The 22,474-nt window shown below is 68.5% G+C and carries 17 protein-coding genes, 1 tRNA gene and 1 pseudogene; 12 read left to right on the plus strand and 7 right to left on the minus strand.

Features of this window, described 5'->3' with window-relative positions:
* Nucleotides 1-70: 70 nt before the first annotated feature.
* Both OHA88_RS10230 and OHA88_RS10235 read right to left on the minus strand, forming a co-directional pair.
* A complete protein-coding gene (locus OHA88_RS10230) occupies nt 71-715 on the minus strand; it encodes a mycothiol-dependent nitroreductase Rv2466c family protein (protein ID WP_328625216.1) in 645 nt (214 codons plus the stop codon).
* Between the two features lie 281 nt (nt 716-996).
* Nucleotides 997-1,299 carry a muconolactone Delta-isomerase family protein gene (locus OHA88_RS10235; RefSeq protein ID WP_328625217.1) on the minus strand — a complete coding sequence of 101 codons (303 nt, stop codon included), beginning with the start codon at nt 1,297-1,299 and terminating at the stop codon, nt 997-999.
* A gap of 325 nt (nt 1,300-1,624) precedes the next feature.
* Here OHA88_RS10235 and OHA88_RS10240 point away from each other — a divergent pair, with 325 nt between their 5' ends.
* Both OHA88_RS10240 and OHA88_RS10245 read left to right on the plus strand, forming a co-directional pair.
* Nucleotides 1,625-2,242, plus strand: a complete 618-nt coding sequence (locus OHA88_RS10240) for a TetR/AcrR family transcriptional regulator (protein ID WP_328625218.1) — start codon at nt 1,625-1,627, stop codon at nt 2,240-2,242.
* A gap of 219 nt (nt 2,243-2,461) precedes the next feature.
* Entirely contained in the window at nt 2,462-3,493 is a 1,032-nt protein-coding gene (locus OHA88_RS10245) for a nitronate monooxygenase (RefSeq protein ID WP_328625219.1), read from the plus strand.
* A 63-nt stretch (nt 3,494-3,556) separates the two neighbouring features.
* Here the strand turns inward: OHA88_RS10245 and OHA88_RS10250 are convergent, their stop codons facing one another.
* The 3 genes from OHA88_RS10250 to OHA88_RS10260 all read right to left on the minus strand — a co-directional run bounded on the left by OHA88_RS10250 (nt 3,557) and on the right by OHA88_RS10260 (nt 7,790).
* Complete coding sequence (locus OHA88_RS10250; RefSeq protein ID WP_328625220.1) at nt 3,557-4,177, minus strand: HAD-IA family hydrolase; 621 nt, start codon at nt 4,175-4,177, stop codon at nt 3,557-3,559.
* 579 nt (nt 4,178-4,756) lie between these two features.
* Nucleotides 4,757-7,006, minus strand: a complete 2,250-nt coding sequence (locus OHA88_RS10255; RefSeq protein ID WP_328625221.1) for a SpoIIE family protein phosphatase — start codon at nt 7,004-7,006, stop codon at nt 4,757-4,759.
* A 358-nt stretch (nt 7,007-7,364) separates the two neighbouring features.
* Complete coding sequence (locus tag OHA88_RS10260; protein WP_328625222.1) at nt 7,365-7,790, minus strand: Ohr family peroxiredoxin; 426 nt, start codon at nt 7,788-7,790, stop codon at nt 7,365-7,367.
* 356 nt (nt 7,791-8,146) lie between these two features.
* On the opposite strand from OHA88_RS10260, the gene OHA88_RS10265 reads away from it, so the two are divergent.
* The 4 genes from OHA88_RS10265 to OHA88_RS10280 all read left to right on the plus strand — a co-directional run bounded on the left by OHA88_RS10265 (nt 8,147) and on the right by OHA88_RS10280 (nt 12,341).
* Complete coding sequence (locus OHA88_RS10265; protein ID WP_328625223.1) at nt 8,147-9,163, plus strand: alcohol dehydrogenase catalytic domain-containing protein; 1,017 nt, start codon at nt 8,147-8,149, stop codon at nt 9,161-9,163.
* A 90-nt stretch (nt 9,164-9,253) separates the two neighbouring features.
* Nucleotides 9,254-9,850: a TetR/AcrR family transcriptional regulator gene (locus OHA88_RS10270; protein ID WP_328625224.1), complete on the plus strand. Its 597-nt coding sequence runs from the start codon at nt 9,254-9,256 to the stop codon at nt 9,848-9,850.
* 573 nt (nt 9,851-10,423) lie between these two features.
* Entirely contained in the window at nt 10,424-11,488 is a 1,065-nt protein-coding gene (locus OHA88_RS10275; protein ID WP_328625225.1) for an LLM class flavin-dependent oxidoreductase, read from the plus strand.
* A gap of 436 nt (nt 11,489-11,924) precedes the next feature.
* A complete protein-coding gene (locus OHA88_RS10280; protein ID WP_328625226.1) occupies nt 11,925-12,341 on the plus strand; it encodes a hypothetical protein in 417 nt (138 codons plus the stop codon).
* Here OHA88_RS10280 and OHA88_RS10285 read toward each other — a convergent pair.
* Nucleotides 12,300-13,514 (minus strand): RNA-guided endonuclease InsQ/TnpB family protein, encoded by a 1,215-nt coding sequence (locus OHA88_RS10285; protein ID WP_328625227.1) that lies wholly within the window; start codon nt 13,512-13,514, stop codon nt 12,300-12,302. The genes OHA88_RS10280 and OHA88_RS10285 overlap by 42 nt on opposite strands.
* 273 nt (nt 13,515-13,787) lie before the next feature.
* Between OHA88_RS10285 and OHA88_RS10290 the strand changes: the two genes are divergently transcribed.
* Nucleotides 13,788-15,092, plus strand: a complete 1,305-nt coding sequence (locus OHA88_RS10290) for a phospholipase D-like domain-containing protein (protein WP_328625228.1) — start codon at nt 13,788-13,790, stop codon at nt 15,090-15,092.
* Between the two features lie 140 nt (nt 15,093-15,232).
* Nucleotides 15,233-15,446, plus strand: a pseudogene (locus OHA88_RS10295) (transposase family protein); the annotation flags it as partial.
* 488 nt (nt 15,447-15,934) lie between these two features.
* Here OHA88_RS10295 and OHA88_RS10300 read toward each other — a convergent pair.
* Nucleotides 15,935-16,008 (minus strand) — tRNA-Pro (locus OHA88_RS10300).
* A gap of 128 nt (nt 16,009-16,136) precedes the next feature.
* Between OHA88_RS10300 and OHA88_RS10305 the strand changes: the two genes are divergently transcribed.
* The 4 genes from OHA88_RS10305 (at nt 16,137) to OHA88_RS10320 (ending at nt 22,465) form a co-directional block, all read left to right on the plus strand.
* Nucleotides 16,137-16,838: a transketolase gene (locus OHA88_RS10305; RefSeq protein WP_328625229.1), complete on the plus strand. Its 702-nt coding sequence runs from the start codon at nt 16,137-16,139 to the stop codon at nt 16,836-16,838.
* Between the two features lie 58 nt (nt 16,839-16,896).
* Nucleotides 16,897-17,799: a transketolase family protein gene (locus tag OHA88_RS10310; protein WP_328625230.1), complete on the plus strand. Its 903-nt coding sequence runs from the start codon at nt 16,897-16,899 to the stop codon at nt 17,797-17,799.
* A 259-nt stretch (nt 17,800-18,058) separates the two neighbouring features.
* Entirely contained in the window at nt 18,059-21,580 is a 3,522-nt protein-coding gene (locus OHA88_RS10315) for a ThuA domain-containing protein (protein WP_328625231.1), read from the plus strand.
* 27 nt (nt 21,581-21,607) lie between these two features.
* Nucleotides 21,608-22,465, plus strand: a complete 858-nt coding sequence (locus OHA88_RS10320) for a sugar phosphate isomerase/epimerase family protein (protein ID WP_328625232.1) — start codon at nt 21,608-21,610, stop codon at nt 22,463-22,465.
* Nucleotides 22,466-22,474 lie beyond the last annotated feature (9 nt).

Raw genomic sequence — 22,474 nt, forward strand, 5'->3', positions numbered from 1 at the left:
TCGCTGGGCCGGCTCGGCACCGGGAGCAGTGCTCCCGGTGCCGAGCCGGCCCAGCGGTGAGCGAACCGGGTCAGTCGAAGACAGGACCGACGGTGCGGCTGCGCTTCATCTCGTAGAAGCCCGGTATGGAGGCGACGATCAGGGTGCCGTCCCACAGCCGTCCGGCCTCTTCGCCCTTGGGGGCGGGTGTGACGACCGGGCCGAAGAACGCCACTTGGCCGGCATCGGTGGCCGAGGCCGGTACTGCGATGACGGGACTGCCGACATCCTCACCGACCAGAGCGATGCCCTTCTGGTGCGAGGCCCGCAGCGCCTCGTCGTAGGCCTCTGTGTCGCCGGTATCGGCCAGGCCCACGGGGAGTCCGACATCGCGCAGGGCGGCTTCGATGGTCGGGCGGGTCCTGGGCTGTTGCTGCAGGTGAAATCGGGTGCCGAGCGCGGTGTACAGAGGCTCCAGCACGTCGGGGCCGTGGGCCTGCGAGGCTGCGGTCAGGACACGAACCGGTGCCCACGCCTGCCCCATCAGGACACGGATGCGTTCGGGCAGTTCGTCGAGGCGGCCTTCATTGAGGACGGCCAGGCTCATCACATGCCAGGTGGTGGTGACGGGCCGGACTTTTTCGACCTCCAGCATCCAGCGGGAGGTCAGCCAGGTCCACGGGCACACGGGGTCGAACCAGAAGTCGACCGGCGTGTGGGTGCGGGGGTCGTTCACGAGGGAATCCAAGCGCAGTCAGGGAGCCCGCAGGACGGGCCGGGGAAGGTTGAGCGGTCGGATGGCACCGATGCGGGTGCCGGAAGGCGGCAGGGCGTGGCACGGCTGCCCCTGCCGCGGTGCGGACCGGCCTGGTCACGGAGAGTATGAGATAGCCGACCGGTCACCTATCAGACTGGACGGCTGGTCGAGAATTGTCAAAGTGCCGACGGACGGAACTCGACTCCCCGCCTCGACCATGCCTGGGCGGTGGGGAGCCGAGCACAGGTAGAGATGTGCGGTCAGACGGCGCGGGCGATCCCGCCCGGGTCGTTGGGGTGTGACTGGACAGCGGTGACCACCGCCGCCATCCATGGCCACAGGGGCAGCGTGCCGAGCACCCCCTCGTACAGCTCGGCCTCGTCGGCGGCTCGCCACAGACCGACGCTGCGCAGTTCACCCACCGGGCGCCACAGCCTGACCAGATGGCCTGCGGCGGCCAGCTCGCCGGCCCGGACGGCTTCGGCCGCGCGGCGGCGGTCGACCTCGGCCGGATCGGTGCCCTCGGGAACGGTGGTGGTGAGCCCGACCAAGAACTCCTGCATGGTCTTACCTCTCTCAATACTGATGGGACTTGGGTGCGCCGGGACGCACGGAACGGGGCGGTGCCGGATTTCCCCGGCACCCGGTGCCCGCCGAGGCGAGCACCATCAGACGCACTGCCGGACCGACCGTCGCCCGCGACAGGACCGGTGATGCGAACCAGTTGCGCCCTGGGACCGCCCCGGATGCCGGCCGGGCACCTGCACGGTGACGTACTGCCGCTTCTCCACAGCCCTGCAGTCCGCCGGCAATCAAGGACACCACCGATTTCGGGTCAATAGTCGACCGGTCTATTAGACTATAGTCGAGCGGTCATATACTGGCGACATGGGACGGACCAGTGATGCCAAAGAGAAGATCCTCAGCGCCGCGCACACGCTCATCGAGCTGCGCGGCTACTCGGCTCTGGGTGTGGCCGAGATCTGCAAGACAGCCGGAGTGCCCAAGGGCAGCTTCTACTACTTCTTCGAGTCCAAGGAGGCTCTCGCGCTCGCCGTGATCAACGAGCAGTGGGCCGAACAGCAGCGCGACTGGACCCGCATCCTGAAGAGCGAGGCGCCGCCACTGCAGCGGCTGCGGCAGCTGTTCGAGGAGACAGAAGCCGACCAGCGGGCCGGCCAGCAGAGCTGCGGGACCGTTTCGGGCTGCATGTTCGGGAATCTCACCCTGGAGATGAGCAACCAGACCGAAGCTGTCCGCGAGCACCTACAGGCGATCTTCGAGGCCCAGGTCGAGATGGTCGACTCGGTCATCACCGAGGCCCTGGGGCGTGGCGAGGTCACCGTCACCGACACGCGTGAAGCTGCCCGGTCCGTGGTCGCGCAACTCGAGGGCCAGGTCTTGTTCGCCAAGCTCTACAACAACACTTCCCAGCTCAGCGCCCTCTGGACGAACTGCGTGGCACTGCTGGGCGCCCGCACGGCGCAGGCGCCGGCCAACGCCTGACACCGCAGCTGCAGACCTCGAGCTGCAGCTCGTCGTGGCCGGTGGGGCAGGGCGGTTCCGGAGAAGCCTTGGGTCCGGTGGCGGAATGCTGCCCGGGCCGGGCGACACGCACCACCTCGCACGACAGGTCGGCGACCGTCCCGCGTGCCGACCGGAGCGCGGTTCGCGGGAGACCCGACAAAGCGGGCGTCACCGCCTCGCAGGAGGAACACACGCATCATGATCTCGCCACTGGCCGCTCTCGGAGTGAGCACCCCGATTCTCGCCGCACCGATGGCCGGCGGCCCCACCACGCCCGCGCTGGTCACCGCGGCGGCCCGGGCGAACAGCCTCGGGTTTCTTGCGGGCGGCTACCGAACCGCCGACGCCCTGGCCGGGCAGATCGCCAAGGTCCGCTCCGACGGCGTGGGCTTCGGGGTCAATCTCTTCGCGCCCAACCCCGTTCCGGTTGAGCCGGAAGCCTTCCGGCGCTACGCCCGCGCTGTCGCACCCGAGGCCCGGGCCTACGGCGTCGACGTCCATACAGCCGAAATCGTCGAGGACGACGACAACTGGCAGGACAAGGTCCACCTGCTACTGACCGACCCGGTACCGGTCGTCAGCTTCACCTTCGGCATCCCGGAGGCAGCGGTGATCGCCGCGCTGCGCGCCGCGGGGACCCTGGTCGTCCAGACGGTCACCTCGGCTGCGGAGGCCCGCCTGGCCGCGGAGGCCGGCGTGGACCTGCTGGCCGTGCAGGCCTCGGCAGCAGGAGGACACTCCGGCACGCTCACCCCGCAGCACATTCCGGCGGCCGTCCCCCTGACCGACCTCCTGGGCGAGGTGCGCCAGGCGGTGTCCCTGCCGCTCGTCGCCGCAGGCGGAGTGGCGACCCCGGCGGACGTGGCCGGGGCACTGCGTGCCGGAGCCACAGCTGTCATGGTCGGCAGCGTCCTGCTGCGTGCCGACGAGGCCGGCACCTCACGACCCCACAGGGCTGCGCTCGCCGACCCGGCACGGCGCCGGACCGTGGTGACCCGGGCGTTCACGGGGCGTCCCGCACGGGCACTGCGCAACGACTTCACCGACCGCTACACCGACCTCGCCCCCGCCGGCTATCCCGCACTGCACCACCTGACCAGCCCGATGCGCAGAGCTGCCGCCGCCGCGGACGATCCCGAACGGATCAATCTGTGGGCCGGCACCGGATACCGGCATGCCGCAGCCGAACCCGCCGGGCAGATCCTGCAGGGGCTGGCGTCCGAGCTCTGACCGGCACACCGTGCACGACGTCCGGCACGCTCCGGGCGACGCCGGCGCAGGACATCGGGGCCCTCAGACCAACGAAACTCCGAGCAGGGCCTCCAGCTGCGCGATCGTCTCTTTCGGGTCCTTGGCGTGGACGCCCGCCAGCCCCAACTCCGCTGCCGGCGCGAGGTACTGCTCGGTATCGTCCACGAAGACACAGTCCTCGGCGGGCTTGCCGAGCATCTCCAGCATGAGCTGGAAGACGGCCGGCTCGGGCTTGCGCATCCCGTGTTGCTCGGAGATCACCACGGCGTCGTACAGCTGGTCCAAGTCGTACCCGTCGTACAGATTCCACGGGTCGAGACCGACGGAGTTGGACAGGATCCCCACCGCCACCCCGGCCCGCCGGGCGGCGGCCGCAGCCTTGATCATGGTGGTCTCCGGACGCAGATCCGCGAAGATACGGCCCATGAGATTGTCGGCGGCCACACCGAGCTTCCTCGCTGCCGCGATGTTCCACTCCGCCTGAGTGACCGCTCCGCGTTCGAGGTCGTGGGTGCGCCGGACTGCGTCCTCATCGAGGTACAGCGCGGCGACGCAGGCGCCTTCAGCCAGACCCTCGCGCTGCTCGAAGGCGAGCACGGCGGGCAGGAGAGGCGTAGTCAGAACGCCGCCGAAGTCGAGGATGAGGCCGGTGCGGTGGGTCATGACGGAACTCCAGATGCAGTAGCAGGGGCACGGGCGCCGCCTGACCGGAACGGAAAGTGGTGTGGCGGGACGTCAGCCGGGCCTTGTCGGACGAACCCGTCCACGACCGTCCCGACGTCGAAAACGCCCGACTCGCCTGCGCGCTGCCGAGGGAGGGGACTGCTCAGCGGCTCCGCTGTGCGTGGTCCTGCAGGAGGCCGGCGACATCGGACGCCTGCACCCCCTCCTCACCCCAGGGCCTGACTACGGTATCGCAGGCCTTCAGGGCGTCGGACTGCCCACCTGCACTCCTCGATGTCACCGTCGCGTCTGTCGTCGACGTCGACGGCTTCTGACGCCCGCTCCGGTCCTCGCGTTCCACGGGCAGCAACGCCGGTCCGGTCCCCTCACGACAGCCGCGATCTCGCTGTTCCGCTGACGTACTGTTCGGCGGCGGCCCGCGTCGCCGGAGACCTTCGGCGCCTCGAAGGATCCGAAGAAGGCCCCCAGAACCTTCGCCCGCAAGCCGCCGGCCGCTCACGGCGTCGGCCTCGACGAGATCCAGGCACCCCGAAGCGGCACAGGCCGGCACACCATGGCTCAGGCGTCCGGGATCGGCACGTCCAGAGAGACGGTCTTGCCACGGCCGTTCGGGGAGCTGTTCCACAGCCCGGCCAGGGCCTCCACGATAAGGAGACCACGGCCGTGCTCGGCCTCTGCGTTTCCCTCCTCGGAGAGCGACAGGGGCGAAGGTACGGGCGGGTTGCTGTCGGAGTCCCGCACCTCCAGCCGCACGCGATCCGTGTACGCCCGCAGCCGCACATCGACGTCGCTGCCCGCGTGGATGATCGCGTTGGTCACGATCTCGGAGACCATGAGCTCGAGGTCGTCCGACATTTCCGCCAGCCCCCAGGACCGCAACCTCTGCTCCACGAAACTGCGGGCCGCCTTGACCCCGTGCAGGTCGCGACGCTGGATGTGCAGACTCCCCGTCCGCGTCACACCCTCGACACCGGCTCCTTCATAGCGGGCGAGGAGCAGCACCGCGTCATCGCGGCGCTGATGGGGGCCCGCCGCCTCGGCGATCAGGCGGTCGGCCAACTGCTCGAGATCGGACCCGGCCTCGCTGCTGCCGGAGCCGAGCAGCGTTTCCAGAGTGGCCCCCGGGCCGGTCGCGGCGCAGTCGACCAGGCCATTCGAATACAGCATCAGGACGGACCCGGGGTCAAGAACGTGCTCACGCCCGCGGTAGCCGTCCATCGTCGCGACGCCCAGAGGCACGTTGGCAGGTGCTTCCAGAGGGCCGATGCTCCCGTCGGGCCGTTGCACCAGCGGCTGGGGATGACCGGCCAAGGCCACCTCGGCCATGCCGTCTGCCGTGTCCAGGGCGACGACGCAGCACGTCACGAGCAGTTCCGTACCCAGTTCGGCGAGCAGCCTGCCGGTCCGGTCGATCACCGCGGCGGGGCGGTGGCCCTCGGTTGCGTAGGCCACCACCGCACTACGCGCCTGGCCCATGACGGCGGCGCTCGCCATGGCGTGGCCTTCCACGTCACCGACGACCAGCACGACTCTCTCACCCGGCAGTTTGATCACGTCGTACCAGTCACCGCCCACCTGGGAAGTGACCGTGGCAGGCCGATAGCGCGCTGTGGTGGTCAGTCGGGGCAGCTCGGAGAGCGTGGCCGGGAGGAGCCACCGTTGGAGGCATTCGGCAACCGCGCGCTGCTCCATGCCGAGTTGGACGCGCTCCACCGCCGCGCCCAGGGCTCCTGCCATCATGCTCAGGATGGCCCTCTCCTCGGGCGGGAAGCCGCGGGGCGCGTCGAACGACAGGCAGCAGACGCCGACGACATTCTTGCTCTCGATGAGAGGAAGATCGATGACGTGCCTGCTTCCGACGAGAGGGAGGTACGCCTCGGCTTCCGGCTCGTCCTCGGGGCAGTCGGAGTCGGTAGCCGACAGCCGGCCGCCGGAGAAGAACAGCGGACGCCCCCGGACCGCCTCCGCCGCCGGCGTCCGGGCGTCCAGCCTGGCGCCATGGAGGTTCCGGACCATGCCGGAGGAGTCCCCGCTGTGCCCGAGAACCCACAGGCGGCCCTCGTCGACCGAGGCCAGGACCAGGCCCTGGGCGCGAAAGGGGGACATGACGCAGTACCGGGCTGCCCCGACGATGTGGTCCATGGTCGTGGCCTGGTTCAGCATGTCGGCAAGACGCTTCTGCGGGTACAGGAGGCTCGTGCCCGCGGAGCCAGGAACGCCGGGCACCCCCCAGCCCGGCGTGCAGAGGGCTGGATCCGCACCGAATGCCGGCACGAGTACCGGCATGTGACCTGGTGTGATCGCGACGCCGCTCTCCGCCAGTTCCGTCAGGGCCACCGCCAACTCGTCACCGATCTCCGTCAATCCTGTGCAGTCCGCTGCCTCGCAGCCGCCCTGGGTCTCCAGCCGAAGGACGGTGATGGCGCCGAAGCGGTGGTTCGCGGCGATGACAGGAGCCGAAATGGCGATGTACGGATAGGGCGGCACCGGCTGCTGGTCCGCCGCGGCCGGGTCGGGATCGGTCAGGACGGTCAGCCGTCCTGAGGCCAGGGCACGTGCGGAGGCGTAGGGCGCGTCCAGCTCCATCCGCCCGGGGAGTGTGAAAGAGGAAGGCGGGCTGCCGCCGATCATCGCGGCCCGGAGTCGGGTGTGGTCTTCGTCCAAGAGGTAGACCACTGCCGCCACGGCATCCAGCCGGTGCACGGTCTCGCGGAGCGCGCGGTACAGGGTCGCCGCCACATCAGTGCCCCGGATCCGCGTGGACCCGCCTCTGCGGCGGTGTTCTCCGACTGCGCTGGTGTTCTTCACAGAACGGCTCCCTATACCGGGAGTATAAATTCAGCGGTGGCCCGTCGCTCATGAATGAGCAGGCACTGAGCCCTGGGGCGAGTGTCAGGGGCAGGACGCCCGGTCGAGCGGACCACCACTCACCACCCGGTAGACATTGGGCAGGCCGGAGACAGTCCGGGGGCTGGTCTTCCCGTCCAGGGTCGCGGTGACGGTGCCACCGGCATCGAGGTCCGCCGCGCCAGTGCCCCCGGTCGGAAATCGAGCGCTGGAGCACGTCACGCGAGTGCGTAGGGCGTCACGGCCTTCGCCGCGGCGCACGTCGAGGGCGCGGAGGACCGCGCCCTCGACGGCCCGGAAGGCTGAGGCGGCTGCGGCCTCAGGCGACGGTGGCCTCGATGGCGACCGGGATGTCGAGCGCCTTGGAGTACGGGCAGATCTCGTGGGCGCCCGCGCCGAGTTCCTCCGCGGTCTTCTGGTCCACCCCGCTGAGCTCCAGGTGAAGAACGGCGCTGAGGCTGTAGTCGCCCGTCTCGTGCTTGTGGTGCAGGGTGACCTCGGCGACGACGGCCAGGTCCTTCAGAGAAACCTTTCTCTTCGCAGCAGTGATCTTGACCGCACCCAGGAAGCAGGACGCCCACCCCGCGGCGAGAAGCTGCTCAGGATTGGTGGCTCCGCCGGCGCCGCCCATCTCCTGCGGGATGGCAAGGGTGAGGTCGAGCAGACCGTCGGTGGACTGGGCGCGGCCGCCGTTGCGGCCCTCGCCGGTCGCGGTGACAACGGCCGTGTAGTTCGTCTCAGCCATGCTGATGCCTTTCTCGCTCGCCCCAGGTGGACCACCCAGGAGCGTCACCCGTCTGGATGGTGATGACCTTGCCATGGCAATCCGTCACCCGTCAAACAGGTGACGAATTGCCTTGCCGTGAGGGCGCACGTCACGTCGGGACCCGTGGACTCCGGACACCGGGGCCCGCAAGACGGCAGCTCGGGCCCCGCCCCAGCGGCGCTTGACACATTTAAGACGACCGACCATATTGAAATTCCGGAGCGGGCACGTGCACCGCTCCGAAGCACCGCGGGCAAGGCGTGCCGCCGCTTGCGCCGCCACTGCCGCGGTACCGGCGCCCAGCCGCCCGCACCCGCCATCAGCCAAGGAGAACCATGTCCACCTATCGCGCAATCGAAGTCACAGGGGCGCGGAACTTCGAGCTGGTCACCCGAGAGGTCCCCACGCCGCCCGCCGGGCACGTGAGGCTGCGGGTGGAGAGCTGCGGGGTCTGCCACTCCGACGTGCTTGCCGTGGAGGGCCTGCGGGCCGATCCGGCGCAGCCGATCGTTCCCGGCCACGAGGTCGTCGGTGTCATCGACGCCGTCGGCGAGGGTGTGCACACCTGGCACATCGGGGACCGGGTGGGCGTCGGCTTCCTCAACGGCCACTGCGGCGAGTGCACGCCCTGCCGCCGCGGAGACTTCGTCAATTGCACGAACCAGCCCCAGACCGGGACGACCACGGACGGCGGATACGCGGAGGTGCTCATCGCCCGCAGCAGCGGCCTGGTCCGGGTGCCGGACGGCATGTCCCCCGTCGATGCCGCCCCGCTGCTCTGCGCCGGCCTGACCACCTTCAGCGCCCTGCGCCAGCTCGACGCCCGCCCCGGCGCCCTCGTCGCGATCCAGGGCATCGGAGGCCTCGGGCATCTCGGACTCCAGTACGCCACCCGGCTCGGCTACCGCGTCGCGGCCATCGCCCGGGGTCAGGAGAAGGAGCAGCTCGCTGTCGAGCTGGGCGCGAGCCACTACATCGACAGCTCGGCGGAGGACCCCGGTGCCGCGCTCCAGAAGCTGGGCGGGGCCGACGCCATCATCGCCACCGCGGCAAGCGGCGGCTCGATGACGCCGCTGATCCCGGGCCTGGCTCCGCGCGGGCACATGGTGGTGGTCGGCATCGCCCCGGACCCCGTCTCGATCTCCACACCGGATCTCGTCCTGGGCACGCGCACCATCAGCGGGAGCCTCACCGGCTCCTCCATGGAGAACGAGGACAACCTCGACTTCAGCAGCCGCTTCGGCATCCGTCCGATGGTGGAGACGTTGCCGCTGGCGCAGGCGCCCGAGGCGTACGAGCGGATGATGTCCGGCCGGGCCCGCTTCCGGGTCGTACTGGACATGACCGCCTGAGTACGGCCCGGGGGTGCCCATGAGCCGCCCGCCAGGCGCCGTTTGACTATGCCGAGGCGACCGACCATATTGCGATGCGGAGGTGGGATCATGGCCCGACGAAGCATGCGTGAAGAGATCGTCGACGCGGCGGTCGCGCAGTTCCACTCGAAGGGGTACAACGCCGCCGGCGTCAAGGACATCACCGATGCCGCCGGCACCCCCAAGGGGTCGTTCTACAACCACTTCGAGAGCAAGGAGTCACTGGCCGTCGTCGCCCTGAACCGCTACGGCGCGAGCCGGCGGCTGGAGGACCTGGCAGCGTCCGGCATCGCACCGCTGGTGCGTCTGCGCAAGCACTTCGAGTTCCTGCGCGACGAGACCGTGGACGCGGGATTCGCCCGGGGCTGCCTGATCGGGAACTTCGGGACCGAGGTCGCCGACCACAGCGAGACGATCCGTGCCGGTGTCCGCGAGTCGCTCGGCCAGTGGGCCTCGATGATCTCCGGCGTGCTCGTCGAGGCACAGCAGGCCGGCGCGGTGCGAGCGGACCTCGACACGGAGAAGACGGCGCGGTTCCTCCTCAACGCATGGGAGGGCACGCTCATCGCCGCGCGCTCCAGCCGGTCGCGCGACGACTTCGACGACTTCTTCGACACGGCCTTCGGGACGCTGCTCGCGCCGCCGCCGGCAGAGGCTCAGCCGTAGAACCACGGGTGGGAAATGCCACCCGCCATGCCGGAGGGAAGGGCCCAGCCCCTCCCTCCGGATCAAGATCCGGACACTCCCCCGTCCACCCGCAGCGTCCGGCACCGTCCACGCCGCTCCCCCGCACGCCCAGGCCGCCCTGCGGCGCACCGGTACGCGTGGCCCCGGCCGGACAGGACCCGTTCCGCAAGCTTCGGCTTTCACGAGCCCTCCCCTTGATCGAAACAGCACGACGCGAGCCGACGGACCCAGTACCGCCCGGCGGGCCCGCGCGTTCCCGGCGGTGCCTGCACTCGCGTCCTGTCGGCGAGCGGCATCCCCCTCCAATTTCTTGACAGCTCAAGGACGCGGTATTTCTACTTGACCTCGCAAGCATATGATTGACGAGACAAGTAAACTTGTCGCGTTCGGGTAGGCGAAGGGTCAACCGGTCAGGATCGGCATCATCCTCGGCGGCACCCGCGCGGCGAGTACCTGTGCCTGACGGGTGCGGAGGCCCGCCCTTGTCGGTCGTCCGAGGACGGGAACGACCGACGGCGCAGACCGAGCAGCACACCGGAGAAGGAGCCTGTCATGACCAACCGTTCCGCGCCCCATGGGGACGGGCATCCGATCACCCTTGGATTGGACACCTTCGGCGACGTGACCAACGACGCCCAAGGTCGGCCGCTCACGCATGCCGAGACGATCCGGAACCTGGTGGAGGAGGGAGTACTGGCCGACCAGGTCGGCCTCGACCACTTCGCCATCGGGGAGCATCACACCGACTGGATGCCGCTCTCGGCGGCCGACGTGGTCCTCGCCGCGATCGCCTCACGCACCTCGCGCATCCGCCTCGGATCGGGCGTCACCGTCATCAGCTCCGACGACCCCGTCCGCGTCTACCAGCGATACGCCACGCTGGACGCGGTTTCCAACGGCCGTGCAGAGGTGATTCTCGGCCGCGGATCGAGCACCGAATCCTTCCCGCTCTTCGGCTACGAACTCAGCGATTACGACCGTCTTTTCGAGGAGAAGGTCAGCCTGTTCGCCGAGCTTCTGAAAGAGAAGCCGGTCTCCTGGTCCGGTACCACCCGGCCGAGCCTGGACGGCCTGTCCGTCTTTCCGCACAGCGAGTCGGGCGCGATCCCGACCTGGCTCGGTGTCGGCGGCAGCCCCGAGTCGGTGGTCCGCACGGCTCGGCACGGCTTCTCGCTGATGCTCGCGATCATCGGTGGCCCGACGGCCCGGTTCGCTCCGTTCGCCGATCTCTTCCGTGAGGCCCTCGACAAGCTCGGTCAGCCGGCCCGGCCCGTCGGTGTCCACTCTCCCGGCCACGTGGCTGCGACGGACGAGCAGGCGGTGGATGAGTTCTGGCCGTACTACGAGAACACGATGCGGATGGTGGCACGCCAACGCGGTTTCCGCGCGCCGACGTTCGAGCACTTCAGGCACGACGTCGGCCCCGATGGAGCCTTGTACGTCGGGTCGCCCGAAACCGTGGCACGGAAGATCGCCACCACGCTCCGGACACTGGGCGCGAGCCGTTTCGACCTGAAGTACGGGATGAACGGTCTGCCGCACAAGGAACTGATGACCACCATCGAGCTCTTCGGCACCCAGGTGGCGCCGCTGGTGCGCGACATGATGACCTCCTGAGGCATCACGGCATCACGTTCAGCGGGACCCGGCGGAAACTGCCCTGCCCCCGCCCCACGGGCGGCACCACAGGGCAGTTGTTCCGGACAATCGCCCCCTCGGCAGGCTTTGTCCTGCAAAGCTGGCGAGGTGATGTATGTCGTGACGGTGGATGCCCAGACCGCCGGTGGCACCCCGGAGATGGACGAGTTGCAGCGGGTCGGGGCCGTCGCGCTGCTGGAGCAAGGTTTCGACTCGTTGAGGGGGTCGAGTCCGAGGACGGGATGGAGGTGGAGGTCATCGACACCATCGTCGCCGTCCGTCCCGGTGGCGCGCTGTTGAAGGTCTTCGCGCACGCCCCGACCCTGGAGACCGCCGAGGAGGCAATCCGTGCCCTCGTTGAAGAGATCCTGGAACGTACGGAATCGCTTCCGAGTGGATTGTCGGGAGGTGCGAGGTGCCGCTCCACCCGGATCTCACCCAGGAAAGCCTGGACGCCGCCACAGGCGCGGACACCCCGCCCGCTGATCCCTCCGCGCGACGCGCCTACCTGGCCCGGACTCCCCACCCGTCCGCGCCGAGCGAGGCGGAGCCGGCGGCGGATGCCGCGAAGATCCGCCGCCAGATGCTGTCCCTTGCCGCCGGTCTCAAGGCCTTCGCGCCGGGCATGTTCGGTGTGGTCACCGAAGAGGACGAGGAGAGTTTCGGCGACTACGAGGGCACCGCACAGGAGGACGCACAGCTCGCCGCCGGCGCCCTGATGTGGGCGACGAACGTGATGGTCGATCAGCTGTTCGTGACTCCTCCCCGGCGTGAACGCCGGGGCTTCTCACTAAGCCGTGTCGGCGTTGCGACGGACCAGCCCGGCCCGTAGAACGTTCAGGGCGCCCACCGTGTCGGCGTGCGCGGTGTGGCCGCACGCGGTGCAGTGGAACTTCGCCTGTGTGGGCCGGTTCTCCTTCGCGGTGTGCCCGCATGCGGGACACCGCCGGGAGGTGTTGCGGGGGTCCACGGCCATCACTTCCCGCCCGGCACTCTCAGCCTTGGCATTCAGGATCGCGAGGAACACCCCCCAACCAGCATCTGCAATGGAACGGTTGAGCCCGGCCTTGGCGGCGGCCCCGTTGGGCAGGAAACTGCCGGGGACCTCGGGGTCCGGTCTCGGTGCGGGCGCCTTGCTCATGTTGCGGATCTTAAGGTCTTCGTGCGCGATGAAGTCGTGCTCACGGACCAGGTGGAGGGCGGTCTTGTGCGCGTGGTCGAACCGCTGGCGCCGCACCTTGCCGTGCAGGGACGCGACCTTCTCCACCGCACGCTGATGGTTGGCCGTGCGGTTCTTCACCTTGCGCCGCGGGAACCGGGACAGGGCCTGCTGCGCGGCCTGAAGCTTCACAGCGGCCTTGCGAGCGTGCCTCGGGTTGGGCACGAACCCGCCGCCCGAGTCGGCGAGGAAGTTCGCGATGCCCAGGTCGATGCCGACCATGCTGCCCGTTGCCGGGAGCCGTTCGGGCTGGTCCTGTTCGGCAGTCAGCACGACGAACCACTTGCGGCCCTCACGCTTGACCGAGACGGTCTTGACCTTGCCGGCCACGGGCCGGTGCTGGTTGACCTTGACATGCCCGATGCCCTGGAAGCGGACGCGGGTCACCCGGTCGTGCGGGGTGGAGTCCCACCGGACCCCGTCGCCCTCCTTCGGGAACTCCACCGTGTCGAACCAGCTCACCCCACGAAAACGCGGATACCCCGGAGTCTGGCCGACTGTGACCCGGCGGAAGAACGCGACGAAGGCCTTGTCCAGACGGCGCAGCGTGGCCTGCTGCGAGGAGAACGACCAACGCCCCTGACGCTCCGGATCGAACGCCCGGATGTCCTTGAGCTGGGCGGACTGCTGCCCGTACCTGATGCTCGTCTTCGAGGGATGACGGTAGGCATCGCGCCGTTCCTCTAACGCCCCGTTGTACAGGGAGCAATGATCGCGCAGCATCTCACCGAGCGCGACCGACTGCCGGGCGGTGGGCCGCATCAGAAACTTGTACGCACGAATCACCCGGCCCACCCCCCTTTGCGGTCAGTACGGTCAACATAGCTGGCGCCACTGACAACGCAGGGCGCTCCGCGCCTCCGGGCCAAGGATCGCATTCCCGCCCGGCCTGAAGGCCGGGATTCCCTGCGAAGATCAGGGATGGACGTCCAGACCCTCACCGACGAGGAGGGACAATCGTTGGAACAGTAGTAGCTTCCGCTGACGACGGCATCGCTCCTGCCGGCCTCTGGCGGCAACCCGACTCTTCATCATCAACAGTCCAGCGAAAGGCCGCCCATGAAGCGAACGTTCACGTTGATCACCGCGCTGGTCTTCACCGTACTGTCGCTGACAACGGCGCACGCCGCGGTCAAGAAGGCCAAGCCCCCGCTCAGTTGCGAGTCTCGGACGTTCACCTCCAGCCCGGGCCCGCGCTTCAACGACCCGGAGGACCCCGCCGCCCAGATGAAGATCATGGGCCCGATCATCGAATCGATCAACAGCGCCAGCTGCGGGCAGACCATCCGCGTCGCCATGTACTCGATCAGCATCGCACAGCCGGGCCCGGACTTCGCCAACGCCCTTATCGCCGCGCACCAGCGCGGCGTCATCGTAAAGGCGCTGATGGACGCTCACAGCGACAATTCGATCTGGCAGTCGATGGTCACCGAGTTGGGTAACGACCCGCGAGCCTCCAGCTTCGCCGCGCTGTGCCCGGGCGGCTGCCTGTCCCACTACGGCGGCTCCGCCCTCCACGCGAAGTACTACATGCTCAGCGGCGGGCTCGATGCGAACAGGACCGTGACCGTCAGCAGCGCCAACCCCACCTCCGCCCAGGCCAGCACCGCGTGGAACAGCAGCGCCACCGTCAAGGGCAACGTCGACCTGTACAACTCCTACGTCCGCTACTTCACCGCCATGGCCAGGGGGGCGATCTACGGCCCGGGCCCGCTGGCACCCGACTACTACAACTCCACCAGCGCCACGGCCGCCAGGAAACTGTCCCCGCCCTCCTACCAGTGGCCCAAGGCGCGCAACAGAAGCGACACCTGGGTCGACTTCCTGAGCAACATCAAGGCGCCGGCCACGATCAACATCGCCATGTTCCAGTGGACCTCTCACGGGCAGCCGGGCGACCGGAACTATCTGGAGCTGCCGAAGAAGCTGGTGAGTCTGGCACGAACCGGCGTCAAGATCCACATTCTCATCACCGCCGGCCAGGTAGATGACAGCGTGCAGAGCTACCTGAAGAACCGGCCGAATATCGACGTGCACGACACCACCCACGGCACCGACGCGAACGGCAACGCTCTGCACTACACGCACGACAAGTACATGATGGTCAGCGGCAGTTACGCGGGTGCGTCCGACTCCAGGATCGTGTTCGTCGGGTCCTCGAACTGGACGAGCAACGGCGTCTGGCACAACGACGAGTCGAACCTGAAGCTGATCGGCCGGTCCAGCTACGACACGTTCATGGCGGACTGGCAGAACCAGTACGACCGCTGCTGCGGGACCGTGCCGCGGCAGTTGAGCGCCGAGAAGCGCGCCGAGAATACGGCACGAGAGATTCCGATCGATCCGAGGCAGGTCCAGGAATAGGCGTTCTGGGTCCGAACAGTGCCAGCGAGCTCCAACCTGGCTGGTATGGCGGATAGTTGGGGCGAGTGGCGTCCGGACGTGAAGATGCTCCTGATAGACGAGGTCACGACCAAGATCGCCTGTCCACCAGGAGCTTCCGCGTGCCTGTCTGCCCAGCCGGCGTCGATCGTCCACCTCGGCTCTGCGCTACCTCGCCTGTGAGCTCGCCGCACGTTCGCCGGGAACAGGGCACGCGCTGGGCGTCGGCTGTCCGCCGGACGGCAAGCGCTGCTGGTTCTGGCGCATCTGCGCTGCGGTCACACCTACGCCCGACTGAGCGCCGGGTTCGCCATGGGCATCACCACCGCCTACCGGGCGTCGCCGAGACCGAGGTCGTCCGTGTTCCCGACCGCGGCCACTGGGACAAGCTCTCCCCAGGGTCAGCAGGACGTTCTTCCCCGGCCTGGAACGGGCACTGGACCTGACCAACACCGGCCCGCTCATACTGCTGACCGGTCCTTGAAATCGGACATGGGCCCAAGATTTCGCATGGCCCCATACCGTCGGCCCCGGTTATGGGGACGCCGCTCCCAGCCCCGCTCCCACGAGGAGCGAGCGTGACCTGCACGAAGAGCGCAAGCCCATACCCATAAGCCCCCCGAACGACGGGAGCCAGCGGTCACAAAACGGATACGAATGTGAACGCGCGGGCAAGAAGTCGAATACGTGGACAGCGGTCCGAGTGGGAGCAATACGTTAAGGGAACTTGGAGCGAGTGCGCTCCCTGGGAGCGAGCCCGGGAACAGAAAAAGGGCCGTTATGAAAACGGCCCTTCACCTGCGACGTTCGATACGTTCGAACTGTCGGGACGACAGGATTTGAACCTGCGACCCCTTGACCCCCAGTCAAGTGCGCTACCAAGCTGCGCCACGTCCCGATGCGCGCCTGACCTGGGCTTTTCTCCTGGCCGAACGCGCATGAGAACAATACCGCACTTGGGCCGGTGCTCACGAACGCCTTTCGGTACTTGACCTCGACCAAACTTGAGGTTGAACGCTGGGACGCATGACGATCAAGACCGCCGCACCGGCGCTCCCGTACCGCGACCTGAACCGCCTGATGAGCCTGATGACGGGCGACGAGAAACACGGGCCCGCGGCCACCTCGACCCTCGACGCACTCTGGGTGCTGTACCACCGCGTGCTGCGCGTCACACCGGCCACGGTGGACGATCCTGAGCGCGACAGGTTCCTGCTCTCGAAGGGGCACGGGCCGATGGCGTACTACGCCGTCCTCGTCGCGCACGGCTTCTTCGACGAGGATCTGCTGCCCGGTTTCGGCGGGTACGACTCGCCGCTGGGACACCACCCGGACCGATTGCTCGTCCCGGGCGCCGAGATCGGCAGCGGATCACTGGGACACGGGCTGCCGCTGGCCGTCGGCAGCGTGCTCGGCCTGCGGGCGCAGGGGCTCACCGGTCCCCGGGTCTGGGTCCTGATCGGGGACGCCGAGCTGGACGAGGGCAGTAATCACGAGGCGATCGCCTACGCCGGTCCGGCCGGCCTCGACCAGCTGCACACCCTGGTGATCGACAACGCCTCCGCGACCCATGGCCGGCCCGGCGGCATCGCGTCCAGGTTCGAGGCGGCCGGCTGGTGGGCCCTGACCGTGGACGGGCGCGATCACGAGGCGCTGTACGCGGCGTTCACCGCAGCGCACCCCGGCCGACCCCTCGCAGTGATCGCCCGCGTCGCCCCCAAGAGCTGAAGACCGCACCACGGCACACCAGCACATCCGCTCACCGGAACGAGGAGTACCACCTCTCATGGACACCATGCGTGAACGCTTCATCACCACCGCGTCCCACCTCCTGGACGACGACCCCAGGCTCGCCGTCGTGCTGGCCGAGATCAGCCGCGACGGCTTCGACCGGGCCGAGCGCACCCATCCGGACCGGGTGATCAATGTCGGCATCCGGGAGCAGCTGCTGATCGGCGCCGGGGCCGGACTGGCGCTGACCGGGATGCGGCCGATCATCCACACGTTCGCCCCCTTCCTGGTGGAGCGGCCGTTCGAGCAGGTGAAGCTCGACTTCGGGCATCAGGGCGTGTCCGGGGTACTGGTCAGCGCCGGAGGTTCGTACGACTGGCCGGCCGCGGGCATCACCCATATGGCACCGGGCGATGTCGCCCTGATGGACACCCTCGACGGCTGGACCGTGCAGGTCCCGGGCCACCCCGACGAGGCCGAGACCCTGCTGCGCGAGGCCGCCGCCGGGGAGGGCCGGGTCTATCTGCGGCTCTCGCTCCAGCAGAACGAGCGGGCCCGGCCGGTCGGCGCCGGGTCCGGATCGACTCCGGTGCGGGAGGGGAGCCAAGGCGTGGTGATCGCCGTCGGGCCCATGCTCGACAATGTGCTCGCAGCGACGGACGGCCTGGATGTCACGGTGCTGTACGCGACGACGGTGCGCCCGTTCGACGCGGCGGGGCTGCGGCGGGCGGTCGGGGCGAGGGAGACGGCGGACGCGGTGATCGTGGAGCCGTACCTGTCGGGCACCTCGACGGGCGTGGTCAACGACGCACTCGCCGATGTGCCGCACCGGGTACTGGGGCTCGGGGTGGGCAGGGCCGAACTGCGCCGCTACGGGCAGATGGACGAGCAAATCGCCGCGCACGGCCTGGATCCGCGCGGGCTACGGGAGCGGATCGGCGGCTTCCTGAACAGCTGAAACCGCGTGGGGGACACAGTGCGCCTCCTGCAACGGGATGAGGCCGGCCCCAGGTGGCCGGTCGACCCGTCAGCCGCTGAGAGGCCTGGCGACGGGGTCCGGCCCGCCCGCACCAGCCCGCACTCCCCGTCACAGCGAAGTCACAGAGAGCCCTTCCGACCCATTGACCCCGCGGATGACGTGAACCTACTCTGAACGGCGTACTCCAGAAAGCGCTTTCTACATCCCGCAGTCGGCATCTACCGCACAGGGAGCGCCCATGAGTCACCACCCGCCCCTCAGAGATCCGCTGAGCAGACAACACCTGCCGAGCAGGCACCCCTCGCGAGGATTACCGTCGCCTCTCCTCGCTCTCACCGCACTCCTGGCCCTGGTCCTCGGCCTGCTGGTGGCCTCGCCACCCCGCGCCCACGCGGCCCCCTTCCGGGTCCTGGTCTATTCCGAGGTCACCAACTTCAGGCACGACTCGATCCCCGCAGGGGTCGACGCGATCAAGAAGCTCGGCGCGGAGAACGGCTTCGACGTGGAGGCCACCGACGATTCGGCGGTCTTCAACGACACCGATCTCGCCCGCTTCCAGGCCATCGTCTTCAACAACACCAACTCCACCCCGGAGACAGGTGACTTGCTGAGTGCCGACGAGCGGGCCGCCCTGCAGAAGTTCATACGCGGGGGCGGCGGCTGGGTAGGGCTGCATGCCGCGTCCGCCAGCGAACGCGACTGGGACTGGTACGAGGGACTGGTCGGCGCGATCTTCGACCAGCATCCCGCCGTGCAGACCGGCCGGATCAAGGTCCTCGACCATGCGCACCCGTCCACCAAGGGCCTTCCGGACCTCTGGGAGCGCACGGAGGAGTGGTACAACTGGCGCACCAACCCGACCTCCAAGGTGCACACGCTCGCGCAGATCAAGGTGCGCGACGGCATCACCGGTCTGGACGAGGGCGTGGACCATCCGTGGTCCTGGTGCCAGAACTACGACGGCGGACGCTCCTGGTTCACCGCGGGCGGGCATGCGGCGTCGGCCTTCCAGGAGCAGGGCTTCGTCAAGCATCTGCTGGGCGGCATCGAATGGGCCGCGGGTGCCAAGTCGGGTGACTGCACGGCGACCCGTACCGGTTCGTTCCAGCGCACCGCCCTGGCCACCAGCGATCTCGCCGACCCGTTCGAGCTGGCCGTCGCCCCCGACCGCCGGGTGTTCTTCGCCCAGCGCACCGGGAAGCTGAAGGTCATCGACCAGCAGACCATGAAGGTCACGACGGCACTGGACTTCGCGTACACACCGGAGATGACCAGCCAGTCCGACGGGCTGCTCGGCCTCGCGCTCGATCCCGGCTTCGCCACGAACAACTGGCTCTATCTCCTGCACTCCGACAAGACGGAGAAGCGGCTCAACCTGTCCCGCTTCACCGTGACCGGCAACACGGTCGACCCGGCGTCGGAGAAGCGACTGCTGACCATTCCGACCTGGCGGGGCGAGGGCCGGGCCAACTCCCACATGGCAGGTTCGCTCGCCTTCGACAAGGACGGCAATCTGTACGCGGCGACGGGCGACAACACCGACCCGTTCGCCTCGGACGGCTTCAACCCGATCGACGAGAGCGAGGGCCGGCGCGCCTGGGACGCCCAGGGCACGGCGGGCAACACGAACGATCTGCGCGGCAAGATCCTGCGCATCACGCCGAAGGACGACGGCACGTACACCGTCCCGGAGGGCAATCTCTTCTCGCCCGGTAAGGAGAAGACGCGTCCGGAGATCTACGCGATGGGGATGCGCAACCCGTTCCGGATCACCACGGATCCGCTGAGCGGCGCGCTGATGGTCGCCGACTACGGCCCGGACGCCAAGGCCGCGGTCGCCGACCGCGGGCCCGAGGGCACGGTCGAGTACACCCGTATCACCAAGGCGGGGAACTTCGGCTGGCCGTACTGCATCGGCAACAACACCCCTTTCAACGACTACGACTTCGCGGCGAAGAAGTCGGGCCCGAAGTTCGACTGTGCGGCGCTCGTCAACGATTCGCCGAACAACACCGGGCTGCGGGAGCTGCCGCCTGCCCAGCCGGCCACGGTCTGGTACGCCTACTCCGCGTCCGCCGAATTCCCGGAGCTCGGCACCGGCGGTGGTGGCCCGATGAGCGGTCCGGTCTACGACTACGACCCCGACAACACGTACCGCACCAAGTTCCCCGAGTACTTCGAGGGGAAGTGGCTCACCTACGAGCTGACCCGCCAGTGGTTCAAGACGTTCTCGTTCCAGCAGAAGGACCAGACGTTCACCGATCCGCGGTTCGCTCCGGTCAAGGCCGGTGATCTCCAGTCGATCAACGGCGTCTTCGCGGACATGAAATGGAACCAGCCGTTCGATGCCGACTTCGGCCCCGACGGAGCGCTGTACGTCATCGACTTCGGCCTCGGCAGCGGCACCGGACGCGGCGGCAGCAACGAAGGGGCGGGCATCTACCGGATCGACTACGTCGGTGACGGACGGCTGCCCAACGCGAAGATCACCGCGAGCCGGGACAGCGGTCCGGCACCGCTCACCGTCGCGTTCTCCAGCGCGGGATCCGGCCTGCCGGAGGGTCAACCGGTCACCTATGCCTGGGACTTCGACGGCAACGGCACCACCGACTCGACGGAGCCGAACCCCTCGTACACGTACCGCACCAAGGGGCTCATCACGGCACGCCTGACCGTCACCGGGCCCGGTGGTCTGACCGCGCAGGCCGTGCAGGACATCACCGTCGGCAACACCAGGCCCGAGGTGACGATCAAACAGCCGCCGAACGGGGGGATGTTCAGCTTCGGCGACACCATTGCGTTCACGGTCAAGGTGAAGGACAAGGAGGACGGGCGGAACGGGCAGCCGATCGACTGCTCCCGGGTGGTCGTACAGTCGCAGCTCGGCCACGACACCCATCTGCATCCGCTCGACAACTACACCGGCTGCACGGGCGAGATCGTCACGGACGCCGGGGACAGCCACGGCCCGGGACAGAACCTGTACTACGGGATCACCGCCCAGTACGAGGACAAGGGTGCCCCCGGCGCACCCGCGCTCACCGGCTCGACCTCGCTGACGCTGCGCACCACGTTCCGTGAGGCGGAGCACTTCACGGCGACCGGCGGCGCGCACGACGGTGTGGTGGTCGCGAGCAGGGCCGACGCCTCCGGCGGTAAGCGGCTGACCGAGATCGAGGACGCCGACTGGATCAGCTTCGATCCGGTGCATCTGAAGAACATCGACTCGGTGACGGTCGGCGCGGCCTCCGGCGGGATCGGTGGCACCGTGGAGTTCCGGTCCGGGTCCCCGACGGGTCCCCTGCTCGGCAAGGTGACCGTTCCGAACACCGGTGACTGGGGCAAGGTCGTCTCGCCGACGACGGCCCTGGAGAACCCGGGAAGCAGTGTGAAGCTGTACGCGGTGTTCAGCAATCCGGATTGGTCGAGCGACAAAGCAGATCTGTTCGCGGTGGACTGGCTGCACTTCAACGGGCCCGGCGTCGAGAAGAAGCCCGGTACGAAGGTCAAGGTGAAAGCGGCCCCGGCCACAGGCACGTCGCCGCTCGCCGTCGCGCTGAGCGGTGTGGTCGAGCCGGTCGCCGGTCGCACCATCACCTCGTACCACTGGGACTTCGGCGACAACGTCAAACCCACGGGCGCGGAAGGCGCGACCGCGACACACACCTACGACCGCAAGGGTGCGTACACCGCACATCTGACCGTCACCGACGACAAGGGCGACACGAGCACCGGTTCCGTCCGCATCGACGTGAGCTGAGCGCGCGTCGACTGAGAGGAGACATATATGAACAGCACACGACGTGCGTTTCTCGGTACGGCTCTGGGTGCCGCCGCGGCCGCCGGTCTCGGTACGGCCCCGGCGTCCGCCGCAGGGTCCGACCGCTGCCGCCGCATACCGCCGTCCGGGATCGGCATGCACCTGTACACGATGCGCACGACGCTCGCGACGGACTTCCGGGGCACGCTGGAACGGCTCGCGGAGATCGGGTACGCCACGGTCGGGGTGAGCGGCCGGCACGGCAACAGCGCCGCCGACATCCGGCGGATGCTCGACGAGACACGGCTCAAGGCGGTCCTCGAACATGTCGGGTACGACATCGTGCGGGGAGCCGGGCTGCCGCAGGCGCTGGAGGACATCCACACGCTGGGCGGCAAGTGGATCGTCGTGCCGAGTCTGCCGGGGTCGCTGCACAGTCCGGCCGGATACCGGGAGGCGGCACGGGAGTTCAACAAGGCGGGGCTGGCGGCCCGCGAATCCGGGCTGAAGCTGCTGTACCACAATCACGGCACGGACCATCAGGTGGTGGACGGTGTCAGCCTGTACGACATCCTGCTCGCCGAGACCGATCCGGAACTCGTCGGCTTCGAGCTGGATCTGTACTGGGCGGCCAACGGGGGCGCCTCGGCGCCCGGCGAGCTGTTCGTACGCCATCCCCGGCGCTTCCCGGCGCTGCATGTGAAGGACATGGCTCCGGACGGGGACTTCGCCGATGTCGGGTCGGGGGTGCTGGACTTCCCCACGATGTTCGACACTGCGCGACAGGGCGGGGTGAAGCAGTGGCTGGTGGAGCACGACTCGCCGGCTGATCCGTTCGCGTCGGCACTCGCCAGCTATACGTATCTGTCGCGGCTGCGGTACTGAACGGTCCGG

The sequence above is a fragment of the Streptomyces sp. NBC_00353 genome (assembly GCF_036108815.1).
Classification (GTDB): Bacteria; Actinomycetota; Actinomycetes; order Streptomycetales; family Streptomycetaceae; genus Streptomyces.

What these genes read in the sequence shown, in the direction of transcription:
- OHA88_RS10235 (WP_328625217.1), bottom strand. Translation starts at nt 1,299, where the DNA reads ATGCAGGAGTTCTTGGTCGGGCTCACCACCACCGTTCCCGAGGGCACC.
- OHA88_RS10240 (WP_328625218.1), top strand. Translation starts at nt 1,625, where the DNA reads ATGGGACGGACCAGTGATGCCAAAGAGAAGATCCTCAGCGCCGCGCAC.
- OHA88_RS10245 (WP_328625219.1), top strand. Translation starts at nt 2,462, where the DNA reads ATGATCTCGCCACTGGCCGCTCTCGGAGTGAGCACCCCGATTCTCGCC.
- OHA88_RS10250 (WP_328625220.1), bottom strand. Translation starts at nt 4,177, where the DNA reads ATGACCCACCGCACCGGCCTCATCCTCGACTTCGGCGGCGTTCTGACT.
- OHA88_RS10260 (WP_328625222.1), bottom strand. Translation starts at nt 7,790, where the DNA reads ATGGCTGAGACGAACTACACGGCCGTTGTCACCGCGACCGGCGAGGGC.
- OHA88_RS10265 (WP_328625223.1), top strand. Translation starts at nt 8,147, where the DNA reads ATGTCCACCTATCGCGCAATCGAAGTCACAGGGGCGCGGAACTTCGAG.
- OHA88_RS10270 (WP_328625224.1), top strand. Translation starts at nt 9,254, where the DNA reads ATGGCCCGACGAAGCATGCGTGAAGAGATCGTCGACGCGGCGGTCGCG.
- OHA88_RS10275 (WP_328625225.1), top strand. Translation starts at nt 10,424, where the DNA reads ATGACCAACCGTTCCGCGCCCCATGGGGACGGGCATCCGATCACCCTT.
- OHA88_RS10290 (WP_328625228.1), top strand. Translation starts at nt 13,788, where the DNA reads ATGAAGCGAACGTTCACGTTGATCACCGCGCTGGTCTTCACCGTACTG.
- OHA88_RS10305 (WP_328625229.1), top strand. Translation starts at nt 16,137, where the DNA reads ATGACGATCAAGACCGCCGCACCGGCGCTCCCGTACCGCGACCTGAAC.
- OHA88_RS10310 (WP_328625230.1), top strand. Translation starts at nt 16,897, where the DNA reads ATGGACACCATGCGTGAACGCTTCATCACCACCGCGTCCCACCTCCTG.
- OHA88_RS10315 (WP_328625231.1), top strand. Translation starts at nt 18,059, where the DNA reads ATGAGTCACCACCCGCCCCTCAGAGATCCGCTGAGCAGACAACACCTG.
- OHA88_RS10320 (WP_328625232.1), top strand. Translation starts at nt 21,608, where the DNA reads ATGAACAGCACACGACGTGCGTTTCTCGGTACGGCTCTGGGTGCCGCC.